The sequence below is a fragment of the Bradyrhizobium sp. GCM10028915 genome, from assembly GCF_042666195.1.
Lineage (GTDB): Bacteria > Pseudomonadota > Alphaproteobacteria > Rhizobiales > Xanthobacteraceae > Bradyrhizobium > Bradyrhizobium canariense_D.
This window is the reverse complement of sequence record NZ_JBHTFN010000044.1, coordinates 832,280-859,257: the sequence shown is the minus strand read 5'-3', so window position 1 is coordinate 859,257 and position 26,978 is coordinate 832,280. Positions and strand designations below refer to the sequence as shown.

Genomic DNA, 26,978 nt, shown 5'->3' with positions numbered 1-26,978 from the left:
GGAGGATCAGAGCGGCCCTGCTGTGGTCATGCAGGACGGTGTGCTGGGAGTAGCTGCCGAACTTGTGGACTGGCCGCTCCGCCGCTACGATTTGCGGCATGGGACAGACCAAAAAGCTGATCGATTGCCACGACTGTGACCACCCGGTTTCACCGAGTGCGTCGGCCTGTCCAAATTGCGGCTCGAAGGTGCCGTTCGGTCCTCCCATTCTTCACCGCAAAAGGCCCCCGATCTATAACATCGAGGCGCGCAACGACCGCAACATGGTCGTCTTTGCCGTGACGCTGGGAGGCTTAGGCGCAGCTTACGGATTTGCGAAAAGCGCAGGGCCGCTTAGCGCTGCGCTGCTGGTCACATCGTACGGCATGCTGGGTGTGTTGGTGGGCGTCCCGCTTGCGGCGTTGTTCAACGTCACGCGCCGGCTGTGGCGGTAGCGACCTCCGGAATCTGGGAAGTCTACGTACCAGCCCAGCGTCGCTCCCGGCGCTCTGATCCGCAATGAGCATGGGGGCTGGTAAGGAAGCGGTGCCATTTCCACACCCGAGTGAACCATCCGGCCACCTCGAATTCCGGTAGTCTTACGGAATCCTTTTTCGGAACACGGTGTTCTACTGTGAGAACACCGGCGAGATTTAAGTACCAGTTTGTAATTTGACCGGGATGGCCGCAGTGGGGGCTGGAACCACCCTGCGGCCTTTCGCTTTAGCGAAACCCATTTCTAAGTTGAGCCGTACCGTCTCGGAGGCGAAGTCGGCGGAGAATTCGTGAGCATTCAAATCATTATAGCCGCCATGTTGGAGCGCGAGCTAGCGGCGCGCGGCGTGCAATCGTTGGGACCTTCCGATTGCATAGAGATCGTCGAGAACCTGCTTGAGCGCTTGAAAGATCTGGATCGGGAGTTAGCTGCGCGAGGCGCAACGCGGCGGTAGGCTGATGGAGAGACGGCCCCGGGTTGGAGGGGCCGGGGACTGGTTAGACCGAGGCCGCTACGCGGGAGCTTTGGCATTCTCTTGTTCACGATGCAGGTCCGCAGGAGTCGCAGTCGATCGCGGATCGACATTTGCGATTGCGGTCTGGCAGGCGAGCAATCCGGTCATCGGGACGCGTCGCGCCGTGAGCACGATGAGCTTTAGATCGTCTTCCGGTGTCCAATGGTCAGTGCGTATTTGTCCGCTCCAGGCTCAAGATGCTGAGGCCAGTCAATTGCCGTGCAGAACAAGCCGCGTCGCTCGATTTCCCGTGCAAGAGCTTCCGCGCGCAGCCTCGCTGGCAATCCGACAAAACGCGCGCCGGCTAGCCTATCTGCTTGCACCTCTTGGCGAATGAACTCGTGCATCCGCAGAATGAAGTGGTCAGAGAGGCCTTCGAATTCGCTCATGCCAGCCAATCGCGGCAGTCAAAGATATAGGCAACCAGAAAGGTGGATGGCTGCCAAGCGATGAACCCAATCGCCTCCAGCGAAACAGCTGTGGCCAGGAGGGCTACAGCGCTGAAGGTGAGGGGAATGACGAGATCAAAAAAGTTGTGGGGCTCGTCTGCATCTGCAGTTTGAAATGCGGTTCTATTGGACATTCGAGTATTCCTCTATTCGAGGTCATATCGAGTTCGACGCTCTCAGCCAAACGTTCGCTGGGGTTAACCTGACCGCTAAACCTTAACAGCGGGTCCAGTCCCTATGTGTCGCGGCACAAAACCGATCGACGGCCTTGATCAGTGCGTCCTTCAATCCACCACTCTGCTGCGGCTAACCTCAACAAGCGCAGGGATCAAAGCCGGCTGGCTGCAAGCTCGAAATACTGTGAACACGACGCCGCCGCCAAAGCCAAGGCGCTCACGCAACCCCGTTCGGCTTGTGGTGGTCTGCTCCCGACAGTGATTTGTCAGTTGCGGTGGAAATCGAGCGAGTGCGCGATTGTAGTGAAGCCTCGTCTCTGCATTCTATGGTCAGTGCCGCGAGGTCGTGCACCGCACGTAGAAGGAGTGAGGTCCGTTCGAAAAAAGTCGAAGATCAATACAGTTGACAAGAGACCCCTTCCGCCGGTCTATCCGACCGGGTTCTATCCGTCGGGTTTACCCGGACAGGTGATCGGTGAATCAGACATCCAATCCAGCTGCACTCGACAAGCTGAAGCTCCGCATTCAGGCGTTGCGTTCCAAGACCATCGCCAATGGCTGCACTGAGGACGAGGCGCTGTCTGCGGCCGCCAAGGTCGCCGAACTGCTGGATCGCCACGATTTGTCGCTGTCCGACGTCGAACTGCGGGCGTCGCCGTGCGAGCGGAAGGTCTACGAGACTTTTCGCAAGAAGCGAATTCCCCTGGACGACTGCATCGGGGCGATCGCTCGTTTCTGCGATTGTCGGGTCTGGCGCGAGAAGAACACGGCCGGCGAGAGCAGCTATGTGTTCTTCGGCCTCGGCGCGGACATCGAGGTCGCGCATTATCTGGCCGAATTGATCGACGGCGCCGTCCGCGCCGAGCTCGGCCGCTTCAAGACCTCGGTCGACTACAGCAGGTTCCGGCACCAGGAGCGGCATCTGGCCAATGCCTCCTTCGCGCTCGGGATGGTGGGGTCCATCGCGGACAGGCTGGTGGCGATCAAGGCCAGTCGCGATCAGATCAACGAAAGCACCGGCCGCGGGCTGGTGGTTCTCAAGACGTCGGTGGTCGATGCGGAGTTCGACAAGCTCGACCTGAAGATGCGGACCCAGCGCAGCAGCAGCCGGATGGTGTCGATGACGGCCTATGAAGCCGGCGGCGCCGCCGGCGCGTCGCTGGCCATCAATCCCGGGCTTGCAGGGTCGCAGTCAAGGACCGCTCCCAAAGGGAGCTGAGCGCGTCGGGGGAGGGCGTGCAGCGTCACCGTCATTGCAGTTCAGTCGATCGACTTCTCGAGCTTCTGGGCTGCCCGGAAGTCGTCCATGTGCTGCAGGTTGGGCCCATACGCAGCCTCCTTGGTCAGCAGGTGGTAGATCCGGGCCACGACGATTTGCAGATGTTTCATTCGTCCGCGCGGCATCGCCCGGGCCTTGCAAAGGGCTCGGACCGCGTGCGCTCGGAAATAATCAAAAGCGTCTGACATCGCGGACTCAACGTCCCGCGAAACGATTGGTTCTTGGATTGGTCCTCGTTCGCGCGCCCCAAAGCGCCTCCAGGAACGCTGTCGAATGGGAGAATTTAGCTCGTCACGAAGCTATGGGATGGGCGAGGTATGTTCTTCTTTTTCTCGAACCGGCTGGGATGTCTCGGCTCGCTGCTGGTCTCCGGGTTGATCACTCTCGCGCTGCTTGTTCTGTTCGGGATCGTTCGGTTCTAACCGCCCGCGGGTTCAGGAACCTGGCCCTCGCTGACCCGTTGTTGGCACTCTCGTCCAGCCATGGAGGGCGCCCTTGGAAAGTACGATCATCGGAGAATTCGACACGCGCCGCGGCGCCGAGCTTGCGGTTGAGCATGTCGTGCAGGAATGCGGCGTGCCGCGAAGCGACGTCTTCGTCCAGCCCGTCGGTGGCGCGAACACGTCGGGGACACGCCCGGCCGGTCCTGACGCCAAGGCCGCGCCTGCGCCGGAGGGACACCAGAAGCTGGAAGGCCGGATCGAGGTCTCCGTGGATTTTCACGGCGATGCGCCTGAGAAGATCGCGGACGCCTTGAAAGGCGCAGGTGCGAAGACTGTCCGAACCAAGTAGCGGCAATGGGCGACTGTGGCGCCGGAATCCGCGCACGCTGGAACGGCCACTCTGGTTCTGAGTCGGGGAACCCCTTGCGCGGTCAGTGCGTTTCAACGCGAACGCAGATTGCGAGGTCTCCCTGCTTCAGAGCTCATCGACCCTGATCCCCGGCGACACCGTCTGGCGGCGGTGCGAGGCGCGGCGTGTGGCGGTTCTGAACGATGCTGCCGCTTATTTCGCGGCCCTGCGGCAGACCCTGCTGCAGGCGCAGGACCTCGTCTATATCGTCGGGTGGGATATCCATAGTGAGACCAGGCTGGTCGGCGAGTCCGGGCGAGCGGATGATGGCTTGCCGGAGCAACTCGGCCCATTCTTGCGCGCGCTGGTCCACCGCCGTCCCAGCTTGCACATCAACATTCTCGTCTGGGACTTCGTCTCGTTCTACGCCTCCGAGAGGGAATGGAATTCCGCGGCCAAATTTACCGCCGACACAGATGGCCGCGTCCGGTTTCACCTGGATGCCACGCTTCCCTTTGGGTCGGCCCAACACCAGAAGATCGTCTGTGTCGATGGTTCACTGGCGTTCGTCGGCGGGCTCGATCTGACGATCAGGCGTTGGGACACCAGTGATCATCGCGCCGATCACGCATCGCGCTGTGATCCCCAGGGCAAGCCATACCTGCCGTTTCATGATGTTCAATGCGTGGTCGATGGGGATGCGGCGGCGCAGTTGTTCGACCTCGTGGAGCAACGCTGGCGCGCGGCGGGCCAACAAATTGATGATCGGCGCCCGCTGAAAAGCTTGCGCTGGCCGGCGATTGTGCCGGTCGAGGCTGAACATATTCCGGTGGGTATCGCCAGGACCGAGGTGGTTTGTCCGGCAGGTTCGACGCTCCGGGAGGTCGAACGCTCGCTGATTGCAGCGATGCGGTCCGCGACGAAATTCGTGTACATCGAGAACCAGTTCACCAGCGCCACCAAGATCGCGCGCGAATTGGCGGAGCAGATGCTGCGCGTGCCTTCGCTTCGGGTTCTGATCGTCACCCCAAAACTGCACTCCTCATGGCTGGAATCCCAAGCGATGCAGAACGGCCGGGGCGCTTTCATCGATTGCTTCAGTTCGGCCGGCGTCGCCGATCGCATCCGCTTCGTCTACCCGGTCTCGGGGAACGGGGATACGGAAGCGGCCGTGATGGTGCACAGCAAGCTCATGATCGTCGACGATCGGATCTTGAGGATCGGTTCGGCCAATTTGAACAATCGATCGATGGGTGCCGATAGCGAATGTGACCTGATCTTCGAAGCCGCATCAGACGAGCATCGGGAGTTCATCGCCTCGGTCCGCCGTCGCCTGATCGCCCATTTCTGCGGTCTCGATGAACAGACCGTCGCGCAAAACGAAGATCGTCTTTTTGCGCTCCTGGACGACGTCGCAAGCGGGACGAAGGCGCTGCGGGACGTTGAATCCTCGGTCCTGACCAGCGCTCTGGCCACGATGGTTCAGCCGGTGGCGGACCCTGAGGCGCCTCTTCATCTGGAGCGGGCGGCATCGCGGATGTGGAGCACGAAGACGATCATCGGGATGGTCTCGATCGCCGTGGCGCTTTTTGGACTGGCGATGGCCTGGTCCTACACGTCGTTGAGCGATTTCGCCGACGCGGGCCGGATGTCGACGCTTCTGTCTGCCTATTCGCAGTCCGTTTGGGGTCCGCCATTCGCGATTGCAGCTTTCGTCGTCGGCGGGTTGGTCGTGTTTCCGGTTCTCGTGCTCATTGCGGCGACTGCTGCCGCACTGGGACCATGGCTAGGCTTCGTCACCGCCATGACGGGGGTCGTGCTCAGCGCCTTTATCCTGTTTGCGATCGGACGGGCACTCGGGCGCGAACGCCTCCAGCGTTTGCTCGGACGACGTACCGCGCGCATCCAGGAACGTGTTGTCGGCAAGGGGATTCTGGCTGTCGTCGTCATCCGGATGATCCCGATCGCGCCGTTCTCAGTGGTGAATGTCGTGGCTGGCGCGAGCACGCTGCCTCTGCGTGACTTCCTGGTCGGAACGCTGCTCGGCATGACGCCCGGCATTCTCGCCATGGCAGTTTTGGGGGCTCAGATCGCTGATCTCGCCAGGAACGCGTCCTGGGTCAACATGTTGCTGCTCGCACTGGCGTTCCTGGGCTGGCTCGCGATCTGCGCCGGCGCGCAATTCGTCGCGACGTGGCTCGCCGGGAGGCGCTGATGCGCTTCATGACGTGGAATGTGCATGGCACCTTCAATCTCAATCCGAAGTTCGATCTGGAAGGGATCTGTTCCATCATTCGCAAATGGGCTCCCGATGTCGTCGCGCTTCAGGAGGTGGATTCGCGATCGCGATCGGACGATCCGTTTGCGAAGCTGGCGAGCGTCGTCGGCGATCACGGTGTTCACGCCAAGTCGATCGTCACGGCCGATGGCGACTACGGCCAGACGCTCCTGAGCCGCTTTCCATTCTCCGGCCCGCCCGAGATCGTCGACGTGTCGTATCGTGAGCGGGAGCCGCGCCGAGCGATCGCCGCGGGACTGCTGACACCGGTTGGCGATGTTCGCGTGGTGGCCACGCATCTCGGCCTGAGCATCCACGAGCGCCACGCGCAGGCTCAGGCGCTGGTGAGCCTGGTGAAACCTGGAAGGACCGTCGTCCTCGGGGATTTCAACGACTGGTTCTGGATCAAATCGGTGCGGCGCGTGCTCGCGCAGGTCTGCCCAAACCGTACGCGGCTGCGAACTTTCCCGTCGCATTTGCCCCTGCTGCGGCTTGACCGGATCTATGCGACGTCCGACAGCCCGATCGGGAAGGTTTGGACCGACGAAGGCGCGAGGGCCTATTCAGACCATTTGCCTGTTATTGCAGATATCGAGATCCCTGCGGGGTCAAACGCATCGAAAGTGCGATAAAAAAAGTGCTGTCTGCAGAAGGACTTGGCTACTGTGCATGGGGTTGTTTTCGCACATTATGCAGTCGGCCCGCAGTGCCGCTCAGCGGGACCACGAGGAACTCTTTCCTCACCTCAGCATTATCTGGCCATGACGGAAGACATTTCCTACCGGCGCAAGCCCTTGACTCCCGAGCAGCGGCAGGCGCGCGATGCGACACGCCGTGTCGAAGCCGAAAAAGCCATGCGCGATCATGAAGCTGCGCAGAAGGCGTTTTATGCCAACAAGGAACGGCTGAGGGCCGAACGGTTGGCACGTGAACAGACGGAGGCGAAGGGCTGACCGTACGCGGTCGCCCCGTCAAGGATGTCCTTGCCCGCGAGCGCCGGTCTCAGTGCCGGTGAGGGATGCGGGTCACGCTCAACGCCTGCTTCAGCGCCTGAACGGCACTTGCGAAAGGTCTGCGAGGCGATTGCGCCTCGATCGCTTCCGCTGCGACGCGACAATCGTCAGCGACCTTGAGCAACCCGCTTCGCGCGAGGTCCATGGTGGAGAGGGCTGCCTGCTCCAGGCAGACCCGTTCAAGCCGTCGAAACTCCCGCAGTTCTTTGTTCATGCGTCAGCTCTCGATGTCCCCGGCCATGCGGCGCTGAGTCTGCTTAATGAACAGTAAACATCTCTGCCTAGCCAGGTTGGCTGGCGTAGAGCTGGTGGGTGCCTTGGGCACGCCCAGCGGGCTTGACGGCGTTTGGCTTCCGCCGGAAGCTTCCAACGACCCTGATTTGAACCACGGAGACGTTCGCTTCCAGCCAGTCCGATCCCGATCAGCGAAAAACGAAATGGAGCTGACCATGACCACGTTCGACAAGCGCGAGCAGGGCTTTGAGGCCAAATTCGTCCACGACGAGGAGCTCATGTTCAAGGCCACGGCGCGGTCCAACAAGCTGCTCGGGCTCTGGGCCGCAACCCAGCTCGGCCTCAGCGGCGATGCCGCGGCCGGCTATGCGACGGCGTTGGTGACGGACCATCTGGAGAACCACTCGATGGACGAGATCCTCGACAAGGTGGCAGGCGATCTTGCCGCCAAAGGCGTCGCGCGCGAACAGGTCGCAGCCAGGCTTCAGGAATGCATGCACCAGGCGTTGCAGCAACTCGAAGCGGACAAGTGAAAGCAGGCCGGCCCTCGACGGCTGGGATCGGGAGGCGGGTGGTGTCTTGCGGAATATCTTGCGGAGTATCTTGGAGCAGCTTCCGCAAATGGGCCAGCGCGATCGCACTCGCTGCTACGATCCTGGTCGGCTGCTGCGGCGCTGAGGTATCGGCCACGCCGCTGACGCCATTTCGCTACGAGGCGCAGGCGCAGCGTCACTGCCCGCACGACCGGGTTGTCTGGCTCGATTTCAGCAAAGGTGTCTATTACGGCAAAGGCCAGAAGCGGTACGGCCAGGGTTTTGACGGCAGCTTCGTCTGCCTGAGCGAAGCCCGTGACAGTCTCTATCGGCGTTCGCTGCTTGGACTGCGGTAAGCGTATTGTTCGGGAAGTGCTGGGTGCTCAGGCGAAGGCCAATGCCACGAGGCTGGAGCACAGCAGGACCAGACCACCGGCGGTCAATGCCAGGAAGCCATCGGATACGAGGTCATGGTTGCGCATGGGACACCTGCCGCTCTCGTCTGCGATGCTCGATCGGATCGATTAAAAATGTCCGAACGCGCCGTCTTGAAAGGGTGATGCTTGCCGTCCGCGCGAGTGCCTCAGGCCCTCGTGCGGTAACCTTCAAACGCATGGGCCAGGAAGATCCCCGCGCTTACCAAACCCATCAGTGCCGAAACCGTCTCGATCATCGTCTCATTCCATTCCGCCCTGCACGCGAGAAAACGCGGGCGGCCTTGCACAGTCAAAAGAATTCCAGTGAGCGGCGCGACAATGGGGGTGGAGTGAGGATTTGGCGCAACAGAATGTCCAGGCGTGGCACAGAGCAGGGCACCGGCGCCCCGTAGTTCAACGGGGCGAGCGCATACCCCCTGTTTACCATCCCGGCGTGAACGCCGTGCGCTCCCCATTTCCGCCGTGTTCGGGTTGCGTTATCGTTACCACTTCCGACGCGGTGGTGGGCCGCCTCGGAGCAAAGGACCGGACAGCGCTATCCGTAGCCAAAGCGGGTTAGGTACGCCTCCGGCAAAGTGGTATTTGGGGCGAATGGGGATCCGACGGTCAGATTCGGTTTTGCGGGCCGCGCGCGCTGCTGCGATGGCCGCGACCTGCCTTGCGCTCGCCAATTGCGCCTCCTCCAACAAATTCGCCAGCCGGGTCGATCCGAAATACGGCGTGTCCTCGAGCCCCCGGGTCGTGGCTTTGGGCGATCCGGTCCCGAAGGGCGGCGGCGCCTATCGCGTCGGCAAGCCCTATGTGGTGGGTGGCCGGACCTATGTGCCCGAAGAGGACGTCAACTACCGCGCCGAGGGCATGGCGTCCTGGTACGGCGACGATTTCCACGGCCGCCTGACCGCCAATGGCGAGGTGTTCGACATGGGCTCGCTGACCGCGGCGCATCCGACCCTGCCGATGCCGTCCTATGCGCGGGTCACCAACGTCTCGAACGGCAAGTCGCTGATCGTCCGCGTCAATGACCGCGGGCCCTATCACGGCAACCGGCTCATCGACGTCTCGAACAAGGCCGCCGAACTGCTTGAATTCAAAGGCAATGGGATCGCCAAGGTCCGTGTCGAGTATGTTGGCCGGGCGCCGCTGGAAGGCTCCGACGACCGCCAGCTGATGGCCACCTTGCGCACCGGGACCCCGGCGCCATCGCCGTCGATGGTCCGGGTCGCCTCCGCGAGACCCTTCGTGCCGGAGCTGCCATCGTCGAACCGCGGCGCCATGCGCGGCGAAGTTCCGACGCCGGAGGGACGGCCCTACAATCTCGGCAACACCTCCGCCGACATGGCTTCACTCAGTGCGACCTCGGAAATGTCGGCCTCGAGCCGCAACCGGGGCCGGGCGCTCCAGAACGCGCGCGCCGTGTCCTATGACGGGGACGGCCGCTATGCGACCGAGAGCGCTCCGTCCGGCGCCTACGCCTCGGACGGCGCTGCCGAGGCCCGCGGCATCCTGAGCGGCCGCGGCCTCTACTGAGCCGCGCTTTCCTTCAGGAAACTCATCAGCGCCGCATTCACCTCGTCGGGCCGCTCCTGCTGGACCCAATGGCCGGCGCCCTCGATGATCAGCTTTCGCTTCAGATTGGGCAGCACGCGCTCGAGTTCGTTGACGCGCTTGGCTCCGATCAGGCCGGTGATGACGGCGTCTTTCGAACCGGCAATGAAGAGCGACGGCTGATGGATTTGCGCGTCCTGCCAGGGCGCCGTCAGCTCCCAATTGCGATCGAGGTTGCGATACCAGTTCAGCCCGCCGCGGAAGCCGGACTTGCGGAAGGTTTCGGTGAAATAGGCAAGGTCAGTCTCGGTGAGCCAGGCCGGCAGAGGCTCCTCCGGGTTGCCGTGGCCGAGGAATCCCTTGCCCTCCAGCACGAACATGGCCGCGGAGGGATCGGCAAGGCCGCGCCCGCCGAGCACGATGCGCATGGTGCGCGCGACGTCACGCTGGAATTCGGCTTCGGCAACGCCCGGCGCCTGGAAGTACTGCCAATAGAAATTGGTGATGCCGCCCTGGCGCAGGAGATCGAGCGGCTTGCCGCGGCCGCGGAACGGCGGCGGCACGCTTAGCCCGGCGACCGCCGTGAAGATGTCGGGCCGGAACAGCGCCGCGTGCCAAGCCACCGGTGCACCCCAGTCGTGGCCGACCACCATGGCCTTGCTCTCGCCAAGCGCCTGCACGAGGCCGACGATATCGCCGACCGTGTCGAAGATCGAATAGGCCGTCGCCTCGGGCGGCGCTGAGCTCTGGCCATAGCCGCGCATGTCGGGGGCGACGACGCGAAACCCGGCCTGCGCCAGCGCCGGGATCTGGTGGCGCCAGGAGTAGGAGAGTTCCGGCCAGCCGTGGCACAGCACCACCAGCGGCCCCTGACCGGCTTCGCGGATGAACAGGTCGATCCCGTTGGCCTTGATCACGCGGGTGGATGACATCGCTTTTCCGCCTTGTTTCAGGGGTTTGGTCAGAAAATCTGAGGTGCCACGATAGGGGCGGGACGAGAATCGTGCAATCTCGGGACAAGCGGCCACCCCGTGTTGTTTGCACCGGCTCCAACTGTTAGAACGCCGCTCTCAGGGCTTGGCCATGGAATTTCATCTTTCCTCGTTTAGGCGCACCCGGTTTACCGCCGGAGCGCTGGCGCGCGGGCTGATCGCGACGGCTCTGGTGGCGGCCATTGGCTGGAGCGGGGCGCTCTACGCCGCCAACCAGAGCGTCCAGGGCGCCAAGAAAACAGATGATTCCGGCTTCGACGGCGACGCCCCGACCGCGATCCTGATCGAGGCCTCCAGCGGCAGTGTGCTGTTCGAGAAGAACGCCGACGAGCTCCGCGCGCCCTCGAGCATGATGAAGCTGATGACCGCCGAGGTCGTCTTCAACGCCATCAAGAAGGGCGACATCAAGCTGACCGACGAATACCGGATCAGCGAGAACGCCTGGCGCAAGGGCGGCGCACCCTCCGGCGGCTCGACCATGTTCGCCGCCATCAACAGCAAGGTCACGGTCGACGATCTCCTGCACGGGGCGATCATCCAGAGCGGCAACGACGCCTGCATTGCGCTGGCCGAGGCCATGGCGGGCAGCGAGCGGATTTTCGCCGCCGACTTCATGACCAAGCGAGCTCGCGAGCTTGGCCTCACGAAATCGACCTTCGGCAATTCCAACGGCCTGCCGGACCCCGCCAACAAGATGACGGTGCGCGAGCTCGGCATTCTCGCCCGGCACATCATTCTCGACTTCCCCGAATTCTACAAACTGTTCGGCGAGAAGGAATACACCTGGAACAAGATCCGCCAGCCCAACCGCAATCCGCTGCTCAATTCGATGGAAGGCGCCGACGGTCTGAAGACCGGCTACACCAAGGAAGGCGGCTACGGCATGGTCGGCTCGGCGGTGCAGAACGGCACGCGGCTGATCGTCGTCATTAACGGGCTGGAAGACCCCGACGATCGCGCGACCGAAGCCAAGAAGATGCTTGAATGGGGTTTTCGCAATTTCGAGACCCGCACCCTGATCGCGGCCGATCAGCCGGTCGGCTACGCCAAGGTGTTCGGCGGCGAGAGCCGCTCGGTCAAACTGGTCGCCAAGACGCCCGTGAAGGTGATGGTGCACAAGAACGGCAGCGACAAGCTGATCGCGCGCGTCGTCTATAACGGCCCGGTGCGCGCGCCGGTCGAGGCCGGGCAGAAGGTCGGGCTGGTCAGGGTCTGGCGCAGCGGCAACATCGCAGTGGAGACGCCGGTCTATGCCGCTGACGCGATCGGCACCGGCTCGACCGTGCGCCGCGCGATCGACGGCGCCAGCGAGCTGGTGATCGGCATGTTCCGTGCGGGCGCCGAGAAGCTCTGATCATGAGTGAAAGCGCGGTAAAGTGGCCGTCCGGACGCGGGCGTTTCGTCACCTTTGAAGGCGGCGAGGGGACGGGCAAGTCGACCCAGATCAAGAAGCTCGCCGACCGTCTCAAGGCCGCCAGGATGCGTATCCTCGTCACGCGCGAGCCGGGCGGCTCGCCGGGCGCCGAGATCATGCGCCATCTGGTGCTGTCAGGCATGGGCAAGCTGCTCGGACCCGAAGCCGAGACGCTGCTGTTCGCGGCCGCCCGCGACGATCATGTCCACACCGTGATCCAGCCAGCGCTCAACCAGGGCACGTGGGTGCTGTGCGACCGCTTCGCCGACTCGACGCGGGCCTATCAGGGCAGCCTCGGCCGCGTGCCGGCCGCGCTGATCAACGCGATGGAGCGGGTCACGATCGGCGATCTCAAGCCGGACCTCACCATCATCCTCGACCTGCCGGTCGAGATCGGCCTGCAGCGCGCGGCCGCGCGCCGCGGCAGCGGCACGCCGGACAGGTTCGAGGCCGAGAAGCTCGGTTTCCATCAGGGCCTGCGCGAAGCCTATCGCAAGATCGCGTCGGACGATCCCGCGCGCTGCGTGCTGATCGACGCCAATTCCGATCCCGACACGGTTGCCGGACGCATCTGGATCGCGATGCGTGATCGCCTGCTCCCGACGCCGGCAACGGTGGTGTCCATATGAGCCCGCGTCAGACCGAGCGCGAAACTGCCATGTCTCATCCGCGCGAGACGAGCGTTCTGTTCGGCCATCGCGAGGCCGAGACCGCGCTGCTCGCCGCCTATGGCAGCGGGCGCATCCCGCACGCCTGGCTGATCGGCGGGCCGCAAGGCATCGGCAAGGCGACGCTGGCGTATCGGATGGCGCGCTTCGTGCTCGCTCACGGCCAGCCGCTGGCGCCTTCCGTGCAGCGCGCCGAAGACCTCGCCATCAATCCCGATCACGCCGTGGCACGGCAGGTTGCTGCGAGTTCGCACGGTGGCCTGCTGACGCTGGAGCGCACCGCCAACGACCGCGGCGTAATGCGCACCGTGATCACCGTGGACGAAACGCGCGAGACGATCGGTTTCTTCGGCTCGACCGCGACAGCCGAAGGCTGGCGCGTCTGCATCGTCGACACCGTCGACGAGCTCAATCCGAATGCCGCCAACGCGCTGCTGAAAATTCTCGAGGAGCCGCCGCAGCAATCGCTGTTCCTGCTGGTGAGCCACGCGCCGGCGCGCGTGCTCGCCACGATCCAATCGCGCTGCCGCAAGCTGCGTCTCCGCGCGCTCGCAACCGACGACGTGATTGCTGCAGCCGCAACCGCTGCCGATCTCGACCCGAACGATCCGGCGTTGCGCGAGGCGGCGGAGGCGTCCGAGGGCAGCGTCGCGCGGGCGCTGACGCTGCTCGGCGGTGACGCCCTGAAGCTTCAGCAGCGCACGGCCGCGCTGCTGGCGCGACTGCCGCAGGTCGATCCGCGCGAATTGCATACGCTCGGCGATTCGCTGGGCACCAGCGACCGCGTTGCGCTTGCCGCCTTCATCGACGGCATCGATCGCTGGATCGCGGAACGCCTGCACGCCGACGAGGCCAATGCCAACCAGAACCTGCCGCGCCTTGCGCGCCTAGCTGAGGTATGGGAAAAGATCGTCCGCGCCGCGCGCGACACCGAAACCTATAATCTGGAGCGAAAGCCCTTGGTCTTCTCGGTGTTCGGCTGGCTGGCGGACGCAACGCGCTAGAGCATGATCCGGAAAAGTGTGCAGCGGTTTTTCCGATAGGATCGTGCTCAAGACAATAAACTAACGCAGGTTCGTTTCCCAATTTCGAGAAGCCGGTAAAGGAATTCGTCGTGGCAGCGCGAGCTAAGAAAATCGCTAAGGGCAAGAGCAGCAAGAAGAAGGCTGCCACCAAGGTCGTCAAGAAAGGCGCGAAGAAGGCCGTGAACGCGCGCGCGCGCAAAGCTGCTAAGAACGTCAAGAAAGCCACGAAGACCAAAAAGACGGCCGCCAAAAAAACCGGGAAGAAGAGCGCCGCGAAGACGGCAAAGAAGGCAGCGAAGAAGCAGGTCGTCGCCAAGAAGACGGTGAAGACAGGAACCAAAAAGCCAGCCAAGGCTTCGGCGAAGAACAAGGCCTCGGCGAAAAACAAGGCCCCGGCGAAGAAGATAGCCAAGACGGCGAGGGTGGCTGCGCCCGCAGTGACCGCCGCACCAGCTCCTGTCGCGACGCCGCCGAAGACTGCGAAGCCCGATGTATCGAAACCCAAGGCCCCGCGCGCGCCGAAGTCCATCGCAGCGCCGCACGCCAACACGCCCGTGGCCGTCCCCGCGCGCGACAACGTCTTCTACATCACGACTGCGATCGCCTATCCCAATGGCAGCCCGCATATCGGCCACGCCTATGAGGCGATCGCGACCGATACGTTGGCGCGCTTCGCGCGACTCGACGGCAAGGATGTGTTCTTCCTGACCGGCACCGACGAGCACGGCCAGAAGATGGTTCAGACCGCGGCCGGCGAAAAAATGTCCGTCTCGGAGCTCGCCGCCCGCAATGCCGGCCGTTTCAAGCAAATGGACGAGCGCCTGAACGTGTCGTTCGACCGCTTCATCCGCACCACCGAGGAGCAGCATCACCGCTCCAGCCAGGAGATCTGGCGGCGCATGGAAGCGAACGGGGATATCTATGCCGACATCTATGCCGGCTGGTATTCCGTGCGCGACGAAGCCTATTACGCGGAGGACGAGACGCGCCTGAACGAGGACGGCGTGAGGCTAGGGCCGCAGGGCACGCCGGTCGAATGGGTCGAGGAGAAGAGCTACTTCTTCCGCCTGTCGGCCTATCAGGACAAGCTGCTCAAGCTGTACGAGACGCAGCCCAATTTCATTGGGCCCGACTCTCGCAAGAACGAGGTGGTGAGCTTCGTCAAGGGTGGCCTGCGCGACCTCTCGATCTCGCGCACGACGTTCGACTGGGGTGTCAAGGTGCCCGGCGACGAGGATCACGTGATGTATGTCTGGGTCGACGCGCTCACCAACTACATCACCGGCGTCGGCTTCCCCGACGAGAGCGACAACAACTGGCGTTATTGGCCTGCCGACGTGCACATCATCGGCAAGGACATCATCCGCTTCCATGCGGTGTACTGGCCGGCTTTCCTGCTGTCGGCCGGGATCCCCCTCCCGAAGCGGGTCTATGCCCATGGCTTCCTGTTCAGCAGGGGCGAGAAGATGTCGAAGTCGGTCGGCAACGTGGTCGATCCCTTTAACCTCGCCGACCAGTACGGCGTCGACCAGATGCGCTATTTCTTTCTGCGCGAGGTGCCGTTCGGCCAGGACGGCAACTACAATCACGAGGCCATCGTCGCGCGCATCAATGCCGATCTCGCCAACGATCTCGGCAATCTCGCGCAGCGCTCGCTGTCGATGATCGCGAAGCAGCTCGGCGGCGTGCTCCCGGAGCCCGGCGAATTCAGCGATAACGACAAGGCGATCCTGTCACAGGCTGACGACATGCTCGCGGCGTCCCGCGAAGCGATGGCGACGCAGCAAATCCATCACTGGCTCAATGCCGTGTGGGCCGTGGTCGCGGAAGCCAACCGCTATTTCGCGGGCGAAGCGCCGTGGGCGCTCGCCAAGACCGATCCTGTCAGGCAGAGGACGGTGCTCTACGTCACCGCCGAAGTCGTGCGCCAGATCGCAATCCTGGCCCAGCCGGCGATGCCGACGGCCTCGGGATTGCTGCTGAACAGCCTCGGTATCCCCGAAGCGGAGCGCAACTTCGCCGCGCTTGGTGGCGCAACGCGCATCGCGCCCGGTACGACGCTGCCCGCGCCGACGCCGGCCTTCCCCCGCTATATCGAGCCGGCAGCCTAAAGGCGTTCGCACCATGCTGGTCGACAGCCACTGCCATTTGGATTTTCCGGATTTTGCGGAGGATCTCGACGGGATCGTGTCGCGGGCGCGAGCGGCCGGCATCGGCCGCATGGTCACGATCTCGACGCGGGTGAGGAAACTGAACCAGCTTTTGGCCATCTCCGAGCGCTATGACGACGTCTATTGCTCGGTCGGCACCCATCCGCATAACGCTGATGAAGAAGACGGCATCGCGCCGGACGAGCTGATCGCTTTGACGCAGCATCCCAAGGTCGTCGCGCTCGGCGAAGCCGGGCTCGACTATTTCTACGACAACGGCTCGCCGGAGGCGCAGGCGAGGGGCTTTCGTGCCCACATCGCCGCCGCCCGCGCCACCGGCCTGCCGCTGGTGATCCACACCCGCGAGGCTGACCAGGATTGCGGCCGTATCCTTGAAGAGGAGACGGCAAAGGGATCGTTTCGCGCGGTGTTGCATTGTTACACCGGCGGGCGCGAGCTGGCGCTGAAGGCGGTCTCGCTCGGGCTCTATATCGGCTTCACGGGCATCCTGACCTTCAAGAAGTCCGAGGCCTTGCGCGCGCTTGCGGCCGAACTGCCGTCCGACCGTATTCTGGTTGAAACAGACTCGCCCTACCTTGCGCCGGGCAAGTTCCGGGGCAAGCGCAACGAACCGGCCTATGTGGTCGAGGTCGCAAAAGTGCTCGCCGAAACACGCGGCGTGTCGTTTGACGAGATCTCGCGCCAGACAAGCGAAAACTTCTTTCGCCTGTTCTCCAGGGTGAAACCTTAGAACTGGGAGCCGCATGACGCTGACGCTGACGATCCTGGGCTGCGGCTCCTCCGCCGGCGTGCCGCGTCCGGCACTCGGCTGGGGTGCCTGCGATCCCAACAATCCCAAGAACCGCCGTCGCCGCTGTTCGCTGCTGGTCGAGCAGACATCGGGCGAGGGCACCACGCGTATCGTGATCGACACCTCGCCTGACCTGCGCGAGCAATTGCTCTCGACCAATGTCGACCACATCGATGCCGTGTTCCTGACCCACGAGCACGCCGATCAGACCCACGGCATGGACGACCTGCGTTCGGTCGTGATGCACATGCGCCGGCGGATTCCGACCTATCTCAATCAGACGACTGCGAACGACATCATGTCGCGGTTCTCCTATTGCTTCGTCTCACCGGCGGGCAGCGACTATCCGCCGATCCTGACGGCGCAGTCGATCGAGGCCGGTGACAGCCAGACCATCCAGGGGAAGGGCGGCCCGGTGACGATGACGGCCTTCCTGGTGCAGCACGGCAACATTCCCGCGCTGGGCTATCGCATCGGCGATGCCGCCTACACGCCCGATCTCAACGACATCCCACGCGAGAGCTGGAGCGCGCTGGAAAATCTGGATCTCTGGATCGTCGATGGCCTGCGCTACACCAGCCATGTCAGCCATTTCAGCATCAACGACGCGTTGTCCTGGATCGAGCGCTTCAAGCCGAAGCGCGCCGTCATCACCAACATGACGGCCGACGTCGATTATGAGGTGATCCGGCAGTCGCTGCCGGCGGGAGTGGTGCCCGCGTATGACGGGCTGCGGCTGGAGACCCGCTGAACCTGCGGGGGAAATTCCGGCGAGAGCCGGCATACTCCTTGCTTGCGCTAGCCCCATCATGTTGATCTAACGTCCTGAAAGACAGGCGCTGGGCAGGGGCGATATTCATGCAGGACCGGCGCGCGACGTGCGATCGCCGGGACCTTCTGAATCGCTTCGTATGAGGATGGGGATCGCGTTGGCAGGGGACGATGTCACGAGCCGGGGGCCGGTGCGACGCGCGCTAGATCTCCTTTATCTCGGTGCGGGCTACGCCGCCGGCGCCTTCATGGTTGCGATCTTTGCAATCATGATGATCATGTCGATCGGGCGCCAGTTTGCGGTCAACATTCCCGCCGGCGATGATTTCGCCTCATGGTGCATGGCCGCGATGGCATTCCTCGGCCTCGCTCACACCTTCAAGCGCGGAGAGATGATCCGGGTCGGCCTGTTGCTGGAGCGTCTGGATGGGCGCTCCAAACAGGTGGCGGAGGTCGTGGCCCTTGGTATTGCCGCCGCTTTCATCCTCTATTTCACCCGGCATGCCGTGCAGATGACCTACGATTCCTGGCGCTTCAACGACGTGGCGCAGGGCGTCGTCGCGCTTCCGCTCTGGATTCCGCAGCTCGGGTTTTCCGGCGGACTCGTGATCCTCTCGATCGCGCTCATTGATGAAATGGTCAGTGTCATCAGCGGCAACCGGCCGAGCTACGAGAAGGGCTCGCCGGACGAGACTCCGGACGAATTCATCGAGCGGATATCGCAGGGCGGCGGAGGTTGACGATGGCCCATCTCGGCATGCTCGAACTATCGTTCATTCTGCTCGGCGTCATGATCGTGCTGCTGGGAAGTGGCATCTGGATCGCGGTTTCGCTGGGGCTCGTCGGCTTCGTGGCCATGGCGCTGACCACGAGCCTGCCGCTCGGCTCCGTGCTTGCGACCACGACATGGAGCGCAAGCTCGTCATGGACGCTGGCTGCGCTGCCGTTGTTCATCTGGATGGGCGAGATCCTCTTCCGCACCAAATTATCCGAGGAAATGTTCCGGGGCCTGTCGCCCTGGGTGCAGTGGCTGCCGGGGCGTCTGACCCATGTCAACGTGATCGGCTGCGGCATCTTCGCGGCAGTGTCGGGTTCGTCGGCGGCGACCTGTGCGACCATCGGCAAGATCGCGCTGCCCGAACTGGACAAGCGTGGTTACGATAAGGGCTTGAGTCTAGGCTCGCTCGCGGGCTCCGGCACGCTCGGCCTGCTGATCCCGCCGTCGATCCCGATGGTGGTCTATGCGGTCACGGCGAATGTCTCCGTGCTTCAGGTGTTCCTCGGCGGCTTCCTGCCCGGCGTGCTCGTGATGGTGCTCTATTCCGGCTACATCATCGTCTGGTCGCTGCTGAACCCCAGCAAGATTCCGCCGCGTGACCCTCCGATGTCGTTTCGGCGGAAGCTCCAGGAGTCGGCCAAGCTCGTTCCGTGCCTGCTGCTGATCCTGGCCGTCTTCCTCTCGCTCGTGCTGGGGTTTGCGACCGCGACCGAGTGTGCGGCCTGGGGTGTCAGCGGCGCTTTGCTGCTGGCGTGGTGGAGCCGCACGCTCACGCGCAAGAACTTCCTCGAGAGCATCATGAGCGCGACGCGCCTGACCTGCATGATCATGCTGATCCTGGCAGGCGCTGCCTACACGACCGCAGCGATGGCCTATACGGGCATTCCGGCGGCGCTCGCCACCTGGGTCCAGGGCCAGCAGCTGACGCCGGGCATGCTCGCGCTGTATCTGAGCATCATGTACATCATCCTGGGATGCCTGATCGACGGCATCTCGATGATCGTTCTGACCGCCGTGATCGTGCTGCCGATGGTCAAGCAGGCCGGTCTCGACCTGGTCTGGTTCGGCGTCTATCTCATCATCCACGTGGAGATGGCGCAGATCACGCCGCCGGTCGGTTTCAATCTGTTCGTGCTCCAGAACATGAGCGGGCGTGATACCTTGACCGTCGCGCGGGCGGCGTTCCCGTTCTTCGTCCTGTTGCTCGCCGCCGTGTTCATCATCACGGAATATCCGCAGATCGTGATGTTCCTGCCCAAGCTTGCTTTCCCAGACTGAGCGTACCGGTTTTGAAATTGACTGTGAGGAGAAGCCCGATGATGTCTCGTTTATTCCGCGCATCCTTGATCGCCAGCGCCGTGCTGGCTGCGACACCCGCTTTGGCTCAGACCAAATGGAATCTGCCGGCGGCATATCCGGCCGACAATCCGCACTCCGAGAATCTCGTCGCGTTCGCCAAGGACGTCGAAGCCGGCACGTCCGGCAAGCTCCAGATCACGGTTCATCCGGGCGCCTCACTGTTCAAGGCGCCCGACATCAAGCGCGCGGTGATGACCGGGCAGGCGCAGATGGGCGAAGTCTTGCTGTCGATCCACGAGAACGAGGATCCGGTATTCGGCGTCGACGTCGTGCCGTTTCTGGCGACCAGCTTCCCGGATGCCATGAAGCTGTACCAGGCGTCGAAGCCGCTGATTACCAAGAAGCTCGATGCGCAGGGTCTGAAGCTCCTGTTCGTCGTGCCGTGGGCGCCGCAGGGCGTCTATGTCAGCAAGCCGCTTGCGACCATCGAAGACATGAAGGGCCTGAAATGGCGGGCCTACAACGTTGGGACCGCGCGCATCGGCGAGCTGGTTGGCGCGCAGTCGGTCACCATTCAAGCCGCCGAGCTGCCGCAGGCACTTGCGACCGGCGTCGTGAACTCCTTCATGTCGTCAGGCGGCACGGGCTACGATGCGAAGGCATGGGAGTCGCTGAAGTACTTCTATGACGTGCAAGCCTGGATCCCGAAGGACTACACCTTCGTCAACAAGGCTGCGTTCGAGGCGCTCGACAAGCCGACCCAGGAGGCCATCCTCAAGGCCGCCGCGATCGCGGAAACCCGCGGCTGGAAGGCCTGGCAGGACAAGAGCACCTGGTACATCGATCAGCTCAAGGCAAAGGGCATGACGGTCGAGCCGCCGAGCCCGGCCCTGAAGGCCGGCTTCCAGAAGATTGGCGAGCAGCTCACTGCCGACTGGCTCAAGAAGGCGGGAGCCGACGGCCAGGCGCTGGTTGACGCCTACAAGAAGATGTGAGGACGACGGGGCCTCGGCGAAGCCGACTAGTCGAAACTACGCAATGATTTCGCGGCGACACCCAACCGCCGCGGAGGTCGAGACAAGCTCAGTTCGAGATTGCCTTCGCCGATCCCGCTTCGTTGCGCAGCAGGAATTTCTGGATCTTTCCCGTCGACGTTTTCGGGATAGGCCCGAACACCACGGCCTTCGGCGTCTTGAAGCCGCTCATATGCGAGCGGCAGAAGGCGATGATATCGGCTTCGCTCGCGCTTGCGCCGTCCTTCAGCTCGACGAAGGCGCAGGGCACTTCGCCCCATTTCGGATCGGGCTTTGCGACCACGGCGGCGAACAGCACGGCCGGGTGCTTGTAGAGAATGTCCTCGACCTCGACCGAGGAAATGTTCTCGCCGCCGGAGATGATGATGTCCTTCGAGCGATCCTTGATGATGACGTAGCCGTGCGCGTCGAGCACGCCGAGATCGCCGGTGTGAAACCAGCCGCCCTCGAAGGCTTCCTGCGTCGCCTTGTCGTTCTTGAGGTAGCCCTTCATCACGATGTTGCCGCGGAACATGACCTCGCCGATGGTCTCGCCGTCGCGCGGTACTTGCCTCATGGTCTGCGGATCGATGACGGTGACGGCTTCCTCGAGCGGGTAGGGCACGCCCTGCCGCCGCTTCAGGCTGGCGCGCTCGGCTGCGGGCAGATCATCCCAGCCAGGCTGCTCGGCGCAGACGGAAGCGGGGCCGTAGACCTCGGTCAGGCCATAGACGTGCGTCAGCTTGATGCCGATGCTCTCGGCGCCCTCGAGCACCGCGACCGGCGGCGCGGCACCGGCGATCAGGCCGACGACGCGGCGCGCGGCATCGCCCTTCGGTGCATCGGGCGCGTTGATCAGCGTGTTGTAGACGATCGGCGCGCCGCACATATGGGTGACGCCGTGCTGCTTGATCAGCTCGAAGATTTTCGTCGGCTCGACCTTGCGCAGGCAGACGTTGATGCCGGCGGCGGCTGCGATGGTCCAGGGGAAGCACCAGCCGTTGCAGTGGAACATCGGCAGCGTCCAGAGGTACACCGGATGCTGGCCGAGTTGGCCCGCGAGAATATTGCTGACGGCGTTCAGATAGGCGCCGCGGTGATGGGTGACGACCCCCTTGGGATTTCCCGTGGTGCCCGAGGTGTAGCTCAGCGCGATCGCATCCCATTCATCGCCCGGCAGGATCGCCGCGAAGTCAGGATCGCCTTGCGCGAGCGCGGCCTCGTACTCGATCTCGCCGATGCGCCCGCCGCCTTTGAAGGCGGCGTCGTCGACGTCGATCACGAACGGTTTTGGGCCACTCATCTGTGACAGCGCATCGGTGATCACGCCGGAAAATTCGGGGTCGACCAGAATGATCCTGGCGCCGCCATGGTCGAGCTGAAATGCGATCGAAGGTGCATCCAGCCGGATGTTCAGCGCATTGAGCACCGCACCCGTCATGGGGACGGCGAAATGCACCTCGTTCATCGCCGGAATGTTCGGCAGCATCGCCGCGACGGTGTCGCCGACGCCGATGCCCTTGCCGGCAAGGTACGAAGCAAAGCGCTTGCAACGCTCATGCGTCTCGCGCCAGGTGAAGCTGCGCCCCTCGTAGACCGTGCTGACGTGATCGGGATAGACCGCGGCGCTGCGTGTGAGAAAGCTCAACGGGCTCAGCGGCACGTAGTTGGCGGGCGTCTTGTCGAGGCCGATATTGTACTGGTTCTGCCGCTCGCTCATCGACACCTCCCTTACGCGCCGGCCTACAGGAATCCGATGGAGATCCACGGAAAGACGGCGACCACGATCAATCCTACCAGCAGCGCCAGCAGATAGCCCCAGATCGGCCTGATGCCTTCGGCCGGATCGACGCGTCCGATGGCGCAGGCGGCATAATAACCGACCCCGAAGGGCGGGGCGAATAGCCCGATACCCATGGCGAGAATGATCACCATGGCATAGTGCACCTCGTGCACGCCGACCGCACGCGCAATCGGAAACAACAGCGGCCCGAACAGCACGATCGCCGGGATGCCCTCGAGCACGCTGCCGAGGATGGTGAAGGCCAGGATCGAGACGGCGATGAAGGTCGCCGCGCCGCCCGGCAGTCCGGTCATGGCCGACGCCAGCGAGCGCGAGAACCCTGATTGCGTCAGGCCCCAGGCCATGCCGGTCGCCGTGCCGATGATCAGCAAGATCGCGCCCGACAGCGCCGCGGTTTCGACCAGCATCGGAAACAGCCGCCGCCAGTCGAAGCGGCGGTAGACCAGGAGGCCGACCAGGGCGCCATAGACGATGCCGATGGTGGAGACTTCGGTGGCGGTCGCGATGCCTTCGACCACGGCGTAGCGGATCACGAAGGGCAGCGCGAGCGCGGGCAGGGCGATGACGAAGGTCTTGCCGATCTCGCCGCCTGTGGCGCGACGGACATGGCTCATGTCCTCGTGGCGGTAGCGCCACCACACCAGCATGCACAGCGTGATCGCCAGCACCACCCCGGGCAGCAGGCCGCCGGTGAACAAAGCGGCGATCGAGACGCCCGTGACCGATCCGATCGTGATCAGCACGAGACTCGGCGGAATGGTTTCGGTCTGCGCGCCGGTGGCCGCAAGAAGCGCGACGAGATCGCCGGGCTTGGCGCCGCGCTGCTTCATCTCCGGGAACAGCACGGGCGCGACCGCGGCCATGTCCGCGGCCTTGGCACCTGAGATGCCGGAGACCAGGTACATCGCGCCGACAAGCACGTAATGCAGCCCACCGCGGACATGGCCGAGCAGGCTGGCCAGGAACGCCACCATGGCCCGTGCCATGCCGGTCATTTCAATCAGGAGCCCCAAAAATACGAACAGCGGCACCGAGAGCAAAATGAGGTGGCTCATGCCCTCGTCCATCCGCCCGATCAGTACGATGACCGGCGTGCGCGTGGTCAGTGCCAGATAGCCGAAGATCGCGAGCCCGAAGCCGAACGCGATGGGAACGCCGGCAAAGACGCAGAAGCCGGCGACGCCGACGAAGAAGATGACGAGGTTGAGATTGCCGAGCGGCCGCAGATATGGCTGCGCCAGCCAGAACAAGCCGACGACGACGGCAACGGCGACCGCGGCCGTCAGCACCATGCGGTAATCGACTGCGCGCAGCAGCCGCAACAGCGCGAACGCCGCCATCAGGCAGATGCCGGCCGGCAATGCCGCGGCGCGCCACATATTGGAGATCTGCAGCGCCGGCGTGGTGATGAAGCTTTCCTCGTAGGCGTAGTCCCAGGACGGCCAGACGATCAGCGCCAGGAAGGCCAGCGCCGCGCAGGTCGCGACCAGATCGAGCCAGGCCCGCGTGGCCGGCCTGGCGCTGGCGACGACCGCGGTCATGCGCATGTGCTCGGAACGGCGGAACGCCACCGCCGCGCCCAGCATGGCGAGCCACAGGAACAGGATCGAGGCCAGCTCGTCCGACCAGATCAGCGGCCGGTGCAGGCCGTAGCGCGCGACCACGCCGGCAAACAGGATCGCAATCTCGGCGACCACCAAAATGGCCGCCGGAATTTCGACGAGGAGACCGAGTGCGCGCTCCGTCGAGGCCAGCAAGGAAGGCCGGCGAGGGGACCGAACAGCCGCCTCGCCCGCCACTCCGCTCACTTCGACCTCAAGATGAGCCATGACGGCTCCAACGCGTTACGACAGCTTGCCGACGGCTTTTTCCAGCAGGTCCCAGGCCTGGTCGCCATATTTGCCTTTCCACTCGGCATAGAAGCCGGCGGAGCGCAGCTTGTCGCGGAACGGCGCGACCGCGGGCTGATTGAAGGTCAGGCCCTTGCCCGCGAGCTCCTGCTGCAGATTGGCATTGAGCTTGGCGGTATCCTCACGCTCCTTGAGCGCTGCGGCATTGATGTTCTTGGCGACGATGGTGCGCACATCCTCGGGCAGGCTGCTCCACGCCTTGCGATTGGCCAGGAACCAGAAGCCGTCCCACATGTGGTTGGTTAGCGAGCAGTATTTCTGCACCTCGTAGAGCTTGGCGGTCGAGATGATCGCCAGCGGGTTCTCCTGGCCCTCGACGATCCTGGTCTGCAGCGCGGAATAGACCTCGGCGAAATTGATCGAGGCGGGCGCCGCATCGAATGCCTTGAACATTGAGGTCCATAGCGGCGACACCGGCACGCGGATCTTGAAGCCCTTGAGATCGTCCGGATGGGTGATCGGCTTGCTCGACGACGTGGTCTGGCGGAAGCCGTTGTCCCAAATCTTGTCCATGACTTCGAGCCCGGCCTTCTTGATCTCGCCGCGGACAAAGGCGCCGAGATCGCCGTCCATCGCCTTCCAGACCGTGCCGTAGTCCGGGAACGCGAAGCCGATGCCGTTGATAGACGCCGCCGGTACCAGGGTCGACAGGATCAGCCCCGACAGCGTGAAGAACTCGACGCCGCCGGACCGGATCTGGCTCAGCATGTCGGTGTCAGACCCGAGCTGGTTGTTCGGGAAGATCTGGAGGTCGAACTTGCCGCCTGTCTCGGCCTTGATCGCCGCGGCCATCTCCTTGGCGCGCACGTTCAGCGGATGCGTGTCCGGCAGGTTATTGGCGTATTTGTAGGTGAACTCGGCGCTCTGGGCGCGGGCCACATGGGGCGCACTGAGGCCGCCCAGGACCGCGGTCGCGGCGGAGGCCTTGAGAAGCGTGCGGCGGGAAAAGCTCATGGGTCTGCTTCCTCGGAAAGTTTGTTGTTGTTCTGAGATGCAAACCTATACGGACGGAAGGTCAGAAGGTCATCTGCGATCTCGCGAAGCCTCGCTTATTGCAGCCGGACATCCTCACGGCAATATCGGCTTTCGGCGGCATCGGCCCGATTCAAAAACCGAAAAACAACCCCATGCACAGTAGCCGTCAAAGTCGGGACCAGGTCCGACGGCCAGCCTGGAAAAGGACCGGGAACGAAGGTGCGATGAGAGGAATTCTAGCTAAATAACTGATCTGATTTGATATAATGATATTCCATAATATACCTTATGCGAATCGTGGATATGGCTGTGCAGGTCAGGCCAGATCATTCCGCAGCTACCCAGAACCCCTCTTTCGGATCAAACTTGTGCCAACAAATCCCCGGGCAAACCGACGCAGCGGTTGTCGCCACGGCAGCATTGGGAGGTTCGTCATGCAGGAGAACGTCGCCCGCGCAGACCGCTCGCGCGCCATTCCATTCGACGCCGCCAAGCTCGACCGCCTGATGGAGGCTGCCGGGCTCGACGTCCTGGTCGCGACCTCCAAGCACAATGTGCAGTACCTGCTGGGTGCCGAGCGCGCGATCTTCTTCGACTACATGGATGCGCTCGGCGTCAGCCGCTATCTGCCGGTGCTGGTCTATCCCAAGGGCGCACCCGACAAGGCGGTTTATGTCGGCCACCGTCTGGAAACCCATCAGCGCGCCGTGGCGCCGCCATGGGTGGCGCAGGTGCGGACCGAGTCCAACGGCTCGGTCGATGCGATTACGCGGGCCGTAAGCCTGATCCGCGATGCCGGCGTGCCCCTGAAGCGGGTCGGGGTCGAGATGGCGTTCCTGCCGATGGATGCGGGCCGGGCGCTCAGTGACGCCCTGCCCGGCGCCGAGCTCAAGGACGCGCTGCTGGTGCTGGAGCGGCTGCGGGCGGTGAAGTCGGCGGACGAGCTTGCGAAGCTCAAGACGGCGTCCGAACTGGTGATCGCCTCGATGCTGGCGGTGATCGCCGGGCACGGGCCGGGCACGACCAAGCAGCAATTGTCGGACGCCTTGCGGCTCGCCGAAGCCAATCGCGGGCTGACCTTCGAATACTGCTTGCTCGCCTGCGGCAACAGCCACAACCGGGCGCCCTCGGCGCAGCGCTGGGAGCAAGGTGACGTGCTGTCGCTCGATTCCGGCGGCAATTATCACGGCTATATCGGCGACCTCGCGCGCATGGCCGTGCTCGGCGATCCCGATGTCGAGCTGAAGGACTGTCTGGCCGAGATCGAGGCGGTCCAGCGCGCCGCCTTCGCGGCGGTCAGGCCGGGCGCCATGGGCGGCGACATCTACGTCGCGGCCGAGCGGCAGCTCGCGAAGATCACCCAGCGCGACTGCACGGAGTTTTTGGCCCACGGCATGGGCCTCGTCAGCCACGAGGCCCCTCGCCTGACGGCCAAAGGTCCGATCCCCTACGACGACACGGATGCGCGGCTGCCGCTCGAAACTGGCATGGTGGTGTCGATCGAGACCACGATGAAGCATCCGAAGCGCGGGTTCATCAAGCTCGAGGACACGGTTGCGGTGACGGCGACGGGTTACGAGATCTTTGGCGAGGGTGGTCGCGGCTGGAATTTGGGTGGCAGTTCGCTGTAGGCTGGGACCGCG

At 63.5% G+C, this 26,978-nt stretch carries 28 protein-coding genes; 20 read left to right on the top strand and 8 right to left on the bottom strand.

Annotated features, from left to right (window positions below; translation table 11 throughout):
- Positions 1-98: 98 nt before the first annotated feature.
- Together ACFQX9_RS24255 and ACFQX9_RS24250 are read left to right on the top strand one after the other, a co-directional pair.
- Positions 99-434: a hypothetical protein gene (locus ACFQX9_RS24255; RefSeq protein ID WP_377790885.1), complete on the top strand. Its 336-nt coding sequence runs from the start codon at positions 99-101 to the stop codon at positions 432-434.
- A 330-nt stretch (positions 435-764) separates the two neighbouring features.
- Positions 765-929 carry a hypothetical protein gene (locus ACFQX9_RS24250; RefSeq protein ID WP_018457873.1) on the top strand — a complete coding sequence of 55 codons (165 nt, stop codon included), beginning with the start codon at positions 765-767 and terminating at the stop codon, positions 927-929.
- Positions 930-1,129: 200 nt separating this feature from the next.
- Here ACFQX9_RS24250 and ACFQX9_RS24245 read toward each other — a convergent pair whose 3' ends face one another.
- Both ACFQX9_RS24245 and ACFQX9_RS24240 read right to left on the bottom strand, forming a co-directional pair.
- The gene (locus ACFQX9_RS24245; RefSeq protein ID WP_018457872.1) at positions 1,130-1,378 is read right to left on the bottom strand and encodes a hypothetical protein; all 249 of its coding nucleotides are present in this window, start codon (positions 1,376-1,378) and stop codon (positions 1,130-1,132) included.
- Positions 1,375-1,572, bottom strand: a complete 198-nt coding sequence (locus ACFQX9_RS24240) for a hypothetical protein (RefSeq protein ID WP_377790882.1) — start codon at positions 1,570-1,572, stop codon at positions 1,375-1,377. The genes ACFQX9_RS24245 and ACFQX9_RS24240 overlap by 4 nt, the downstream gene beginning before the upstream one ends.
- Before the next feature lie 517 nt (positions 1,573-2,089).
- Between ACFQX9_RS24240 and ACFQX9_RS24235 the strand changes: the two genes are divergently transcribed.
- On the top strand, positions 2,090-2,833 hold the full coding sequence (locus ACFQX9_RS24235; RefSeq protein ID WP_018457870.1) for a DUF2786 domain-containing protein: 744 nt from the start codon (positions 2,090-2,092) through the stop codon (positions 2,831-2,833).
- A 41-nt stretch (positions 2,834-2,874) separates the two neighbouring features.
- Here ACFQX9_RS24235 and ACFQX9_RS24230 read toward each other — a convergent pair whose 3' ends face one another.
- Positions 2,875-3,081, bottom strand: a complete 207-nt coding sequence (locus ACFQX9_RS24230) for a hypothetical protein (protein WP_377790880.1) — start codon at positions 3,079-3,081, stop codon at positions 2,875-2,877.
- 307 nt (positions 3,082-3,388) lie between these two features.
- Here ACFQX9_RS24230 and ACFQX9_RS24225 point away from each other — a divergent pair, with 307 nt between their 5' ends.
- From ACFQX9_RS24225 to ACFQX9_RS24210, 4 genes are all read left to right on the top strand, one after another.
- The gene (locus tag ACFQX9_RS24225; RefSeq protein WP_018457868.1) at positions 3,389-3,685 is read left to right on the top strand and encodes a hypothetical protein; all 297 of its coding nucleotides are present in this window, start codon (positions 3,389-3,391) and stop codon (positions 3,683-3,685) included.
- A 187-nt stretch (positions 3,686-3,872) separates the two neighbouring features.
- Positions 3,873-5,900: a VTT domain-containing protein gene (locus tag ACFQX9_RS24220; protein WP_377790877.1), complete on the top strand. Its 2,028-nt coding sequence runs from the start codon at positions 3,873-3,875 to the stop codon at positions 5,898-5,900.
- On the top strand, positions 5,900-6,595 hold the full coding sequence (locus tag ACFQX9_RS24215; RefSeq protein ID WP_039800285.1) for an endonuclease/exonuclease/phosphatase family protein: 696 nt from the start codon (positions 5,900-5,902) through the stop codon (positions 6,593-6,595). The genes ACFQX9_RS24220 and ACFQX9_RS24215 overlap by 1 nt, the downstream gene beginning before the upstream one ends.
- 129 nt (positions 6,596-6,724) lie before the next feature.
- The gene (locus ACFQX9_RS24210; protein ID WP_018457865.1) at positions 6,725-6,916 is read left to right on the top strand and encodes a hypothetical protein; all 192 of its coding nucleotides are present in this window, start codon (positions 6,725-6,727) and stop codon (positions 6,914-6,916) included.
- Between the two features lie 49 nt (positions 6,917-6,965).
- Here ACFQX9_RS24210 and ACFQX9_RS24205 read toward each other — a convergent pair whose 3' ends face one another.
- Complete coding sequence (locus ACFQX9_RS24205) at positions 6,966-7,190, bottom strand: hypothetical protein (protein WP_007610373.1); 225 nt, start codon at positions 7,188-7,190, stop codon at positions 6,966-6,968.
- Positions 7,191-7,425: 235 nt separating this feature from the next.
- On the opposite strand from ACFQX9_RS24205, the gene ACFQX9_RS24200 reads away from it, so the two are divergent.
- The 3 genes from ACFQX9_RS24200 (at position 7,426) to ACFQX9_RS24190 (ending at position 9,707) form a co-directional block, all read left to right on the top strand.
- Complete coding sequence (locus ACFQX9_RS24200) at positions 7,426-7,743, top strand: DUF1476 domain-containing protein (protein WP_162847233.1); 318 nt, start codon at positions 7,426-7,428, stop codon at positions 7,741-7,743.
- A 41-nt stretch (positions 7,744-7,784) separates the two neighbouring features.
- Positions 7,785-8,099, top strand: coding sequence for a hypothetical protein (locus tag ACFQX9_RS24195; protein ID WP_204511198.1), 315 nt, complete (start codon positions 7,785-7,787; stop codon positions 8,097-8,099).
- Positions 8,100-8,771: 672 nt separating this feature from the next.
- Entirely contained in the window at positions 8,772-9,707 is a 936-nt protein-coding gene (locus ACFQX9_RS24190) for a septal ring lytic transglycosylase RlpA family protein (protein ID WP_083926497.1), read from the top strand.
- Here the strand turns inward: ACFQX9_RS24190 and ACFQX9_RS24185 are convergent.
- Complete coding sequence (locus ACFQX9_RS24185; RefSeq protein ID WP_377790873.1) at positions 9,701-10,657, bottom strand: alpha/beta fold hydrolase; 957 nt, start codon at positions 10,655-10,657, stop codon at positions 9,701-9,703. The genes ACFQX9_RS24190 and ACFQX9_RS24185 overlap by 7 nt on opposite strands.
- Before the next feature lie 151 nt (positions 10,658-10,808).
- On the opposite strand from ACFQX9_RS24185, the gene ACFQX9_RS24180 reads away from it, so the two are divergent.
- From ACFQX9_RS24180 to ACFQX9_RS24140, 9 genes are all read left to right on the top strand, one after another.
- Positions 10,809-12,071 (top strand): D-alanyl-D-alanine carboxypeptidase family protein, encoded by a 1,263-nt coding sequence (locus tag ACFQX9_RS24180; protein ID WP_204511195.1) that lies wholly within the window; start codon positions 10,809-10,811, stop codon positions 12,069-12,071.
- A 2-nt stretch (positions 12,072-12,073) separates the two neighbouring features.
- Positions 12,074-12,760: a dTMP kinase gene (gene tmk, locus ACFQX9_RS24175; protein ID WP_247390674.1), complete on the top strand. Its 687-nt coding sequence runs from the start codon at positions 12,074-12,076 to the stop codon at positions 12,758-12,760.
- Entirely contained in the window at positions 12,757-13,803 is a 1,047-nt protein-coding gene (locus ACFQX9_RS24170; RefSeq protein WP_377790870.1) for a DNA polymerase III subunit delta', read from the top strand. The genes tmk and ACFQX9_RS24170 overlap by 4 nt, the downstream gene beginning before the upstream one ends.
- Positions 13,804-13,913: 110 nt before the next feature.
- Positions 13,914-15,935 carry a methionine--tRNA ligase gene (metG, locus tag ACFQX9_RS24165; protein ID WP_377790868.1) on the top strand — a complete coding sequence of 674 codons (2,022 nt, stop codon included), beginning with the start codon at positions 13,914-13,916 and terminating at the stop codon, positions 15,933-15,935.
- Positions 15,936-15,948: 13 nt separating this feature from the next.
- The gene (locus ACFQX9_RS24160) at positions 15,949-16,725 is read left to right on the top strand and encodes a TatD family hydrolase (protein ID WP_204511191.1); all 777 of its coding nucleotides are present in this window, start codon (positions 15,949-15,951) and stop codon (positions 16,723-16,725) included.
- Between the two features lie 13 nt (positions 16,726-16,738).
- Positions 16,739-17,536, top strand: coding sequence for an MBL fold metallo-hydrolase (locus tag ACFQX9_RS24155; RefSeq protein WP_247296751.1), 798 nt, complete (start codon positions 16,739-16,741; stop codon positions 17,534-17,536).
- A gap of 166 nt (positions 17,537-17,702) precedes the next feature.
- Entirely contained in the window at positions 17,703-18,296 is a 594-nt protein-coding gene (locus ACFQX9_RS24150; RefSeq protein ID WP_377791058.1) for a TRAP transporter small permease, read from the top strand.
- A gap of 2 nt (positions 18,297-18,298) precedes the next feature.
- The gene (locus ACFQX9_RS24145) at positions 18,299-19,612 is read left to right on the top strand and encodes a TRAP transporter large permease (protein ID WP_377790865.1); all 1,314 of its coding nucleotides are present in this window, start codon (positions 18,299-18,301) and stop codon (positions 19,610-19,612) included.
- A gap of 38 nt (positions 19,613-19,650) precedes the next feature.
- Positions 19,651-20,628, top strand: a complete 978-nt coding sequence (locus ACFQX9_RS24140) for a TRAP transporter substrate-binding protein (protein ID WP_204511188.1) — start codon at positions 19,651-19,653, stop codon at positions 20,626-20,628.
- A gap of 88 nt (positions 20,629-20,716) precedes the next feature.
- On the opposite strand, the gene ACFQX9_RS24135 is transcribed toward ACFQX9_RS24140, so the two are convergent.
- Genes ACFQX9_RS24135 through ACFQX9_RS24125 form a run of 3 tightly spaced genes read right to left on the bottom strand, consistent with a single transcriptional unit; the run spans position 20,717 to position 25,314 of the window.
- Positions 20,717-22,366, bottom strand: a complete 1,650-nt coding sequence (locus tag ACFQX9_RS24135; protein WP_377790863.1) for an acyl-CoA synthetase — start codon at positions 22,364-22,366, stop codon at positions 20,717-20,719.
- 23 nt (positions 22,367-22,389) lie between these two features.
- Entirely contained in the window at positions 22,390-24,279 is a 1,890-nt protein-coding gene (locus ACFQX9_RS24130) for a TRAP transporter large permease subunit (protein ID WP_204511186.1), read from the bottom strand.
- A gap of 15 nt (positions 24,280-24,294) precedes the next feature.
- On the bottom strand, positions 24,295-25,314 hold the full coding sequence (locus tag ACFQX9_RS24125; RefSeq protein WP_018457847.1) for a TRAP transporter substrate-binding protein: 1,020 nt from the start codon (positions 25,312-25,314) through the stop codon (positions 24,295-24,297).
- A gap of 455 nt (positions 25,315-25,769) precedes the next feature.
- On the opposite strand from ACFQX9_RS24125, the gene ACFQX9_RS24120 reads away from it, so the two are divergent.
- Positions 25,770-26,966 carry a Xaa-Pro peptidase family protein gene (locus ACFQX9_RS24120; RefSeq protein ID WP_204511185.1) on the top strand — a complete coding sequence of 399 codons (1,197 nt, stop codon included), beginning with the start codon at positions 25,770-25,772 and terminating at the stop codon, positions 26,964-26,966.
- Positions 26,967-26,978: the final 12 nt, after the last annotated feature.

Coding starts and splice junctions, on each gene's coding strand:
- ACFQX9_RS24140 (WP_204511188.1), top strand. CDS start 19,651: ATGATGTCTCGTTTATTCCGCGCATCCTTGATCGCCAGCGCCGTGCTG.
- ACFQX9_RS24210 (WP_018457865.1), top strand. CDS start 6,725: ATGACGGAAGACATTTCCTACCGGCGCAAGCCCTTGACTCCCGAGCAG.
- ACFQX9_RS24130 (WP_204511186.1), bottom strand. CDS start 24,279: ATGGCTCATCTTGAGGTCGAAGTGAGCGGAGTGGCGGGCGAGGCGGCT.
- ACFQX9_RS24135 (WP_377790863.1), bottom strand. CDS start 22,366: ATGAGCGAGCGGCAGAACCAGTACAATATCGGCCTCGACAAGACGCCC.
- ACFQX9_RS24205 (WP_007610373.1), bottom strand. CDS start 7,190: ATGAACAAAGAACTGCGGGAGTTTCGACGGCTTGAACGGGTCTGCCTG.
- ACFQX9_RS24125 (WP_018457847.1), bottom strand. CDS start 25,314: ATGAGCTTTTCCCGCCGCACGCTTCTCAAGGCCTCCGCCGCGACCGCG.
- ACFQX9_RS24155 (WP_247296751.1), top strand. CDS start 16,739: ATGACGCTGACGCTGACGATCCTGGGCTGCGGCTCCTCCGCCGGCGTG.
- ACFQX9_RS24160 (WP_204511191.1), top strand. CDS start 15,949: ATGCTGGTCGACAGCCACTGCCATTTGGATTTTCCGGATTTTGCGGAG.
- ACFQX9_RS24240 (WP_377790882.1), bottom strand. CDS start 1,572: ATGTCCAATAGAACCGCATTTCAAACTGCAGATGCAGACGAGCCCCAC.
- ACFQX9_RS24190 (WP_083926497.1), top strand. CDS start 8,772: ATGGGGATCCGACGGTCAGATTCGGTTTTGCGGGCCGCGCGCGCTGCT.
- ACFQX9_RS24145 (WP_377790865.1), top strand. CDS start 18,299: ATGGCCCATCTCGGCATGCTCGAACTATCGTTCATTCTGCTCGGCGTC.
- ACFQX9_RS24215 (WP_039800285.1), top strand. CDS start 5,900: ATGCGCTTCATGACGTGGAATGTGCATGGCACCTTCAATCTCAATCCG.
- ACFQX9_RS24230 (WP_377790880.1), bottom strand. CDS start 3,081: ATGTCAGACGCTTTTGATTATTTCCGAGCGCACGCGGTCCGAGCCCTT.
- ACFQX9_RS24180 (WP_204511195.1), top strand. CDS start 10,809: ATGGAATTTCATCTTTCCTCGTTTAGGCGCACCCGGTTTACCGCCGGA.
- ACFQX9_RS24255 (WP_377790885.1), top strand. CDS start 99: ATGGGACAGACCAAAAAGCTGATCGATTGCCACGACTGTGACCACCCG.
- ACFQX9_RS24245 (WP_018457872.1), bottom strand. CDS start 1,378: ATGAGCGAATTCGAAGGCCTCTCTGACCACTTCATTCTGCGGATGCAC.
- ACFQX9_RS24200 (WP_162847233.1), top strand. CDS start 7,426: ATGACCACGTTCGACAAGCGCGAGCAGGGCTTTGAGGCCAAATTCGTC.
- ACFQX9_RS24150 (WP_377791058.1), top strand. CDS start 17,703: ATGGGGATCGCGTTGGCAGGGGACGATGTCACGAGCCGGGGGCCGGTG.
- ACFQX9_RS24185 (WP_377790873.1), bottom strand. CDS start 10,657: ATGTCATCCACCCGCGTGATCAAGGCCAACGGGATCGACCTGTTCATC.
- tmk (WP_247390674.1), top strand. CDS start 12,074: ATGAGTGAAAGCGCGGTAAAGTGGCCGTCCGGACGCGGGCGTTTCGTC.
- ACFQX9_RS24170 (WP_377790870.1), top strand. CDS start 12,757: ATGAGCCCGCGTCAGACCGAGCGCGAAACTGCCATGTCTCATCCGCGC.
- ACFQX9_RS24120 (WP_204511185.1), top strand. CDS start 25,770: ATGCAGGAGAACGTCGCCCGCGCAGACCGCTCGCGCGCCATTCCATTC.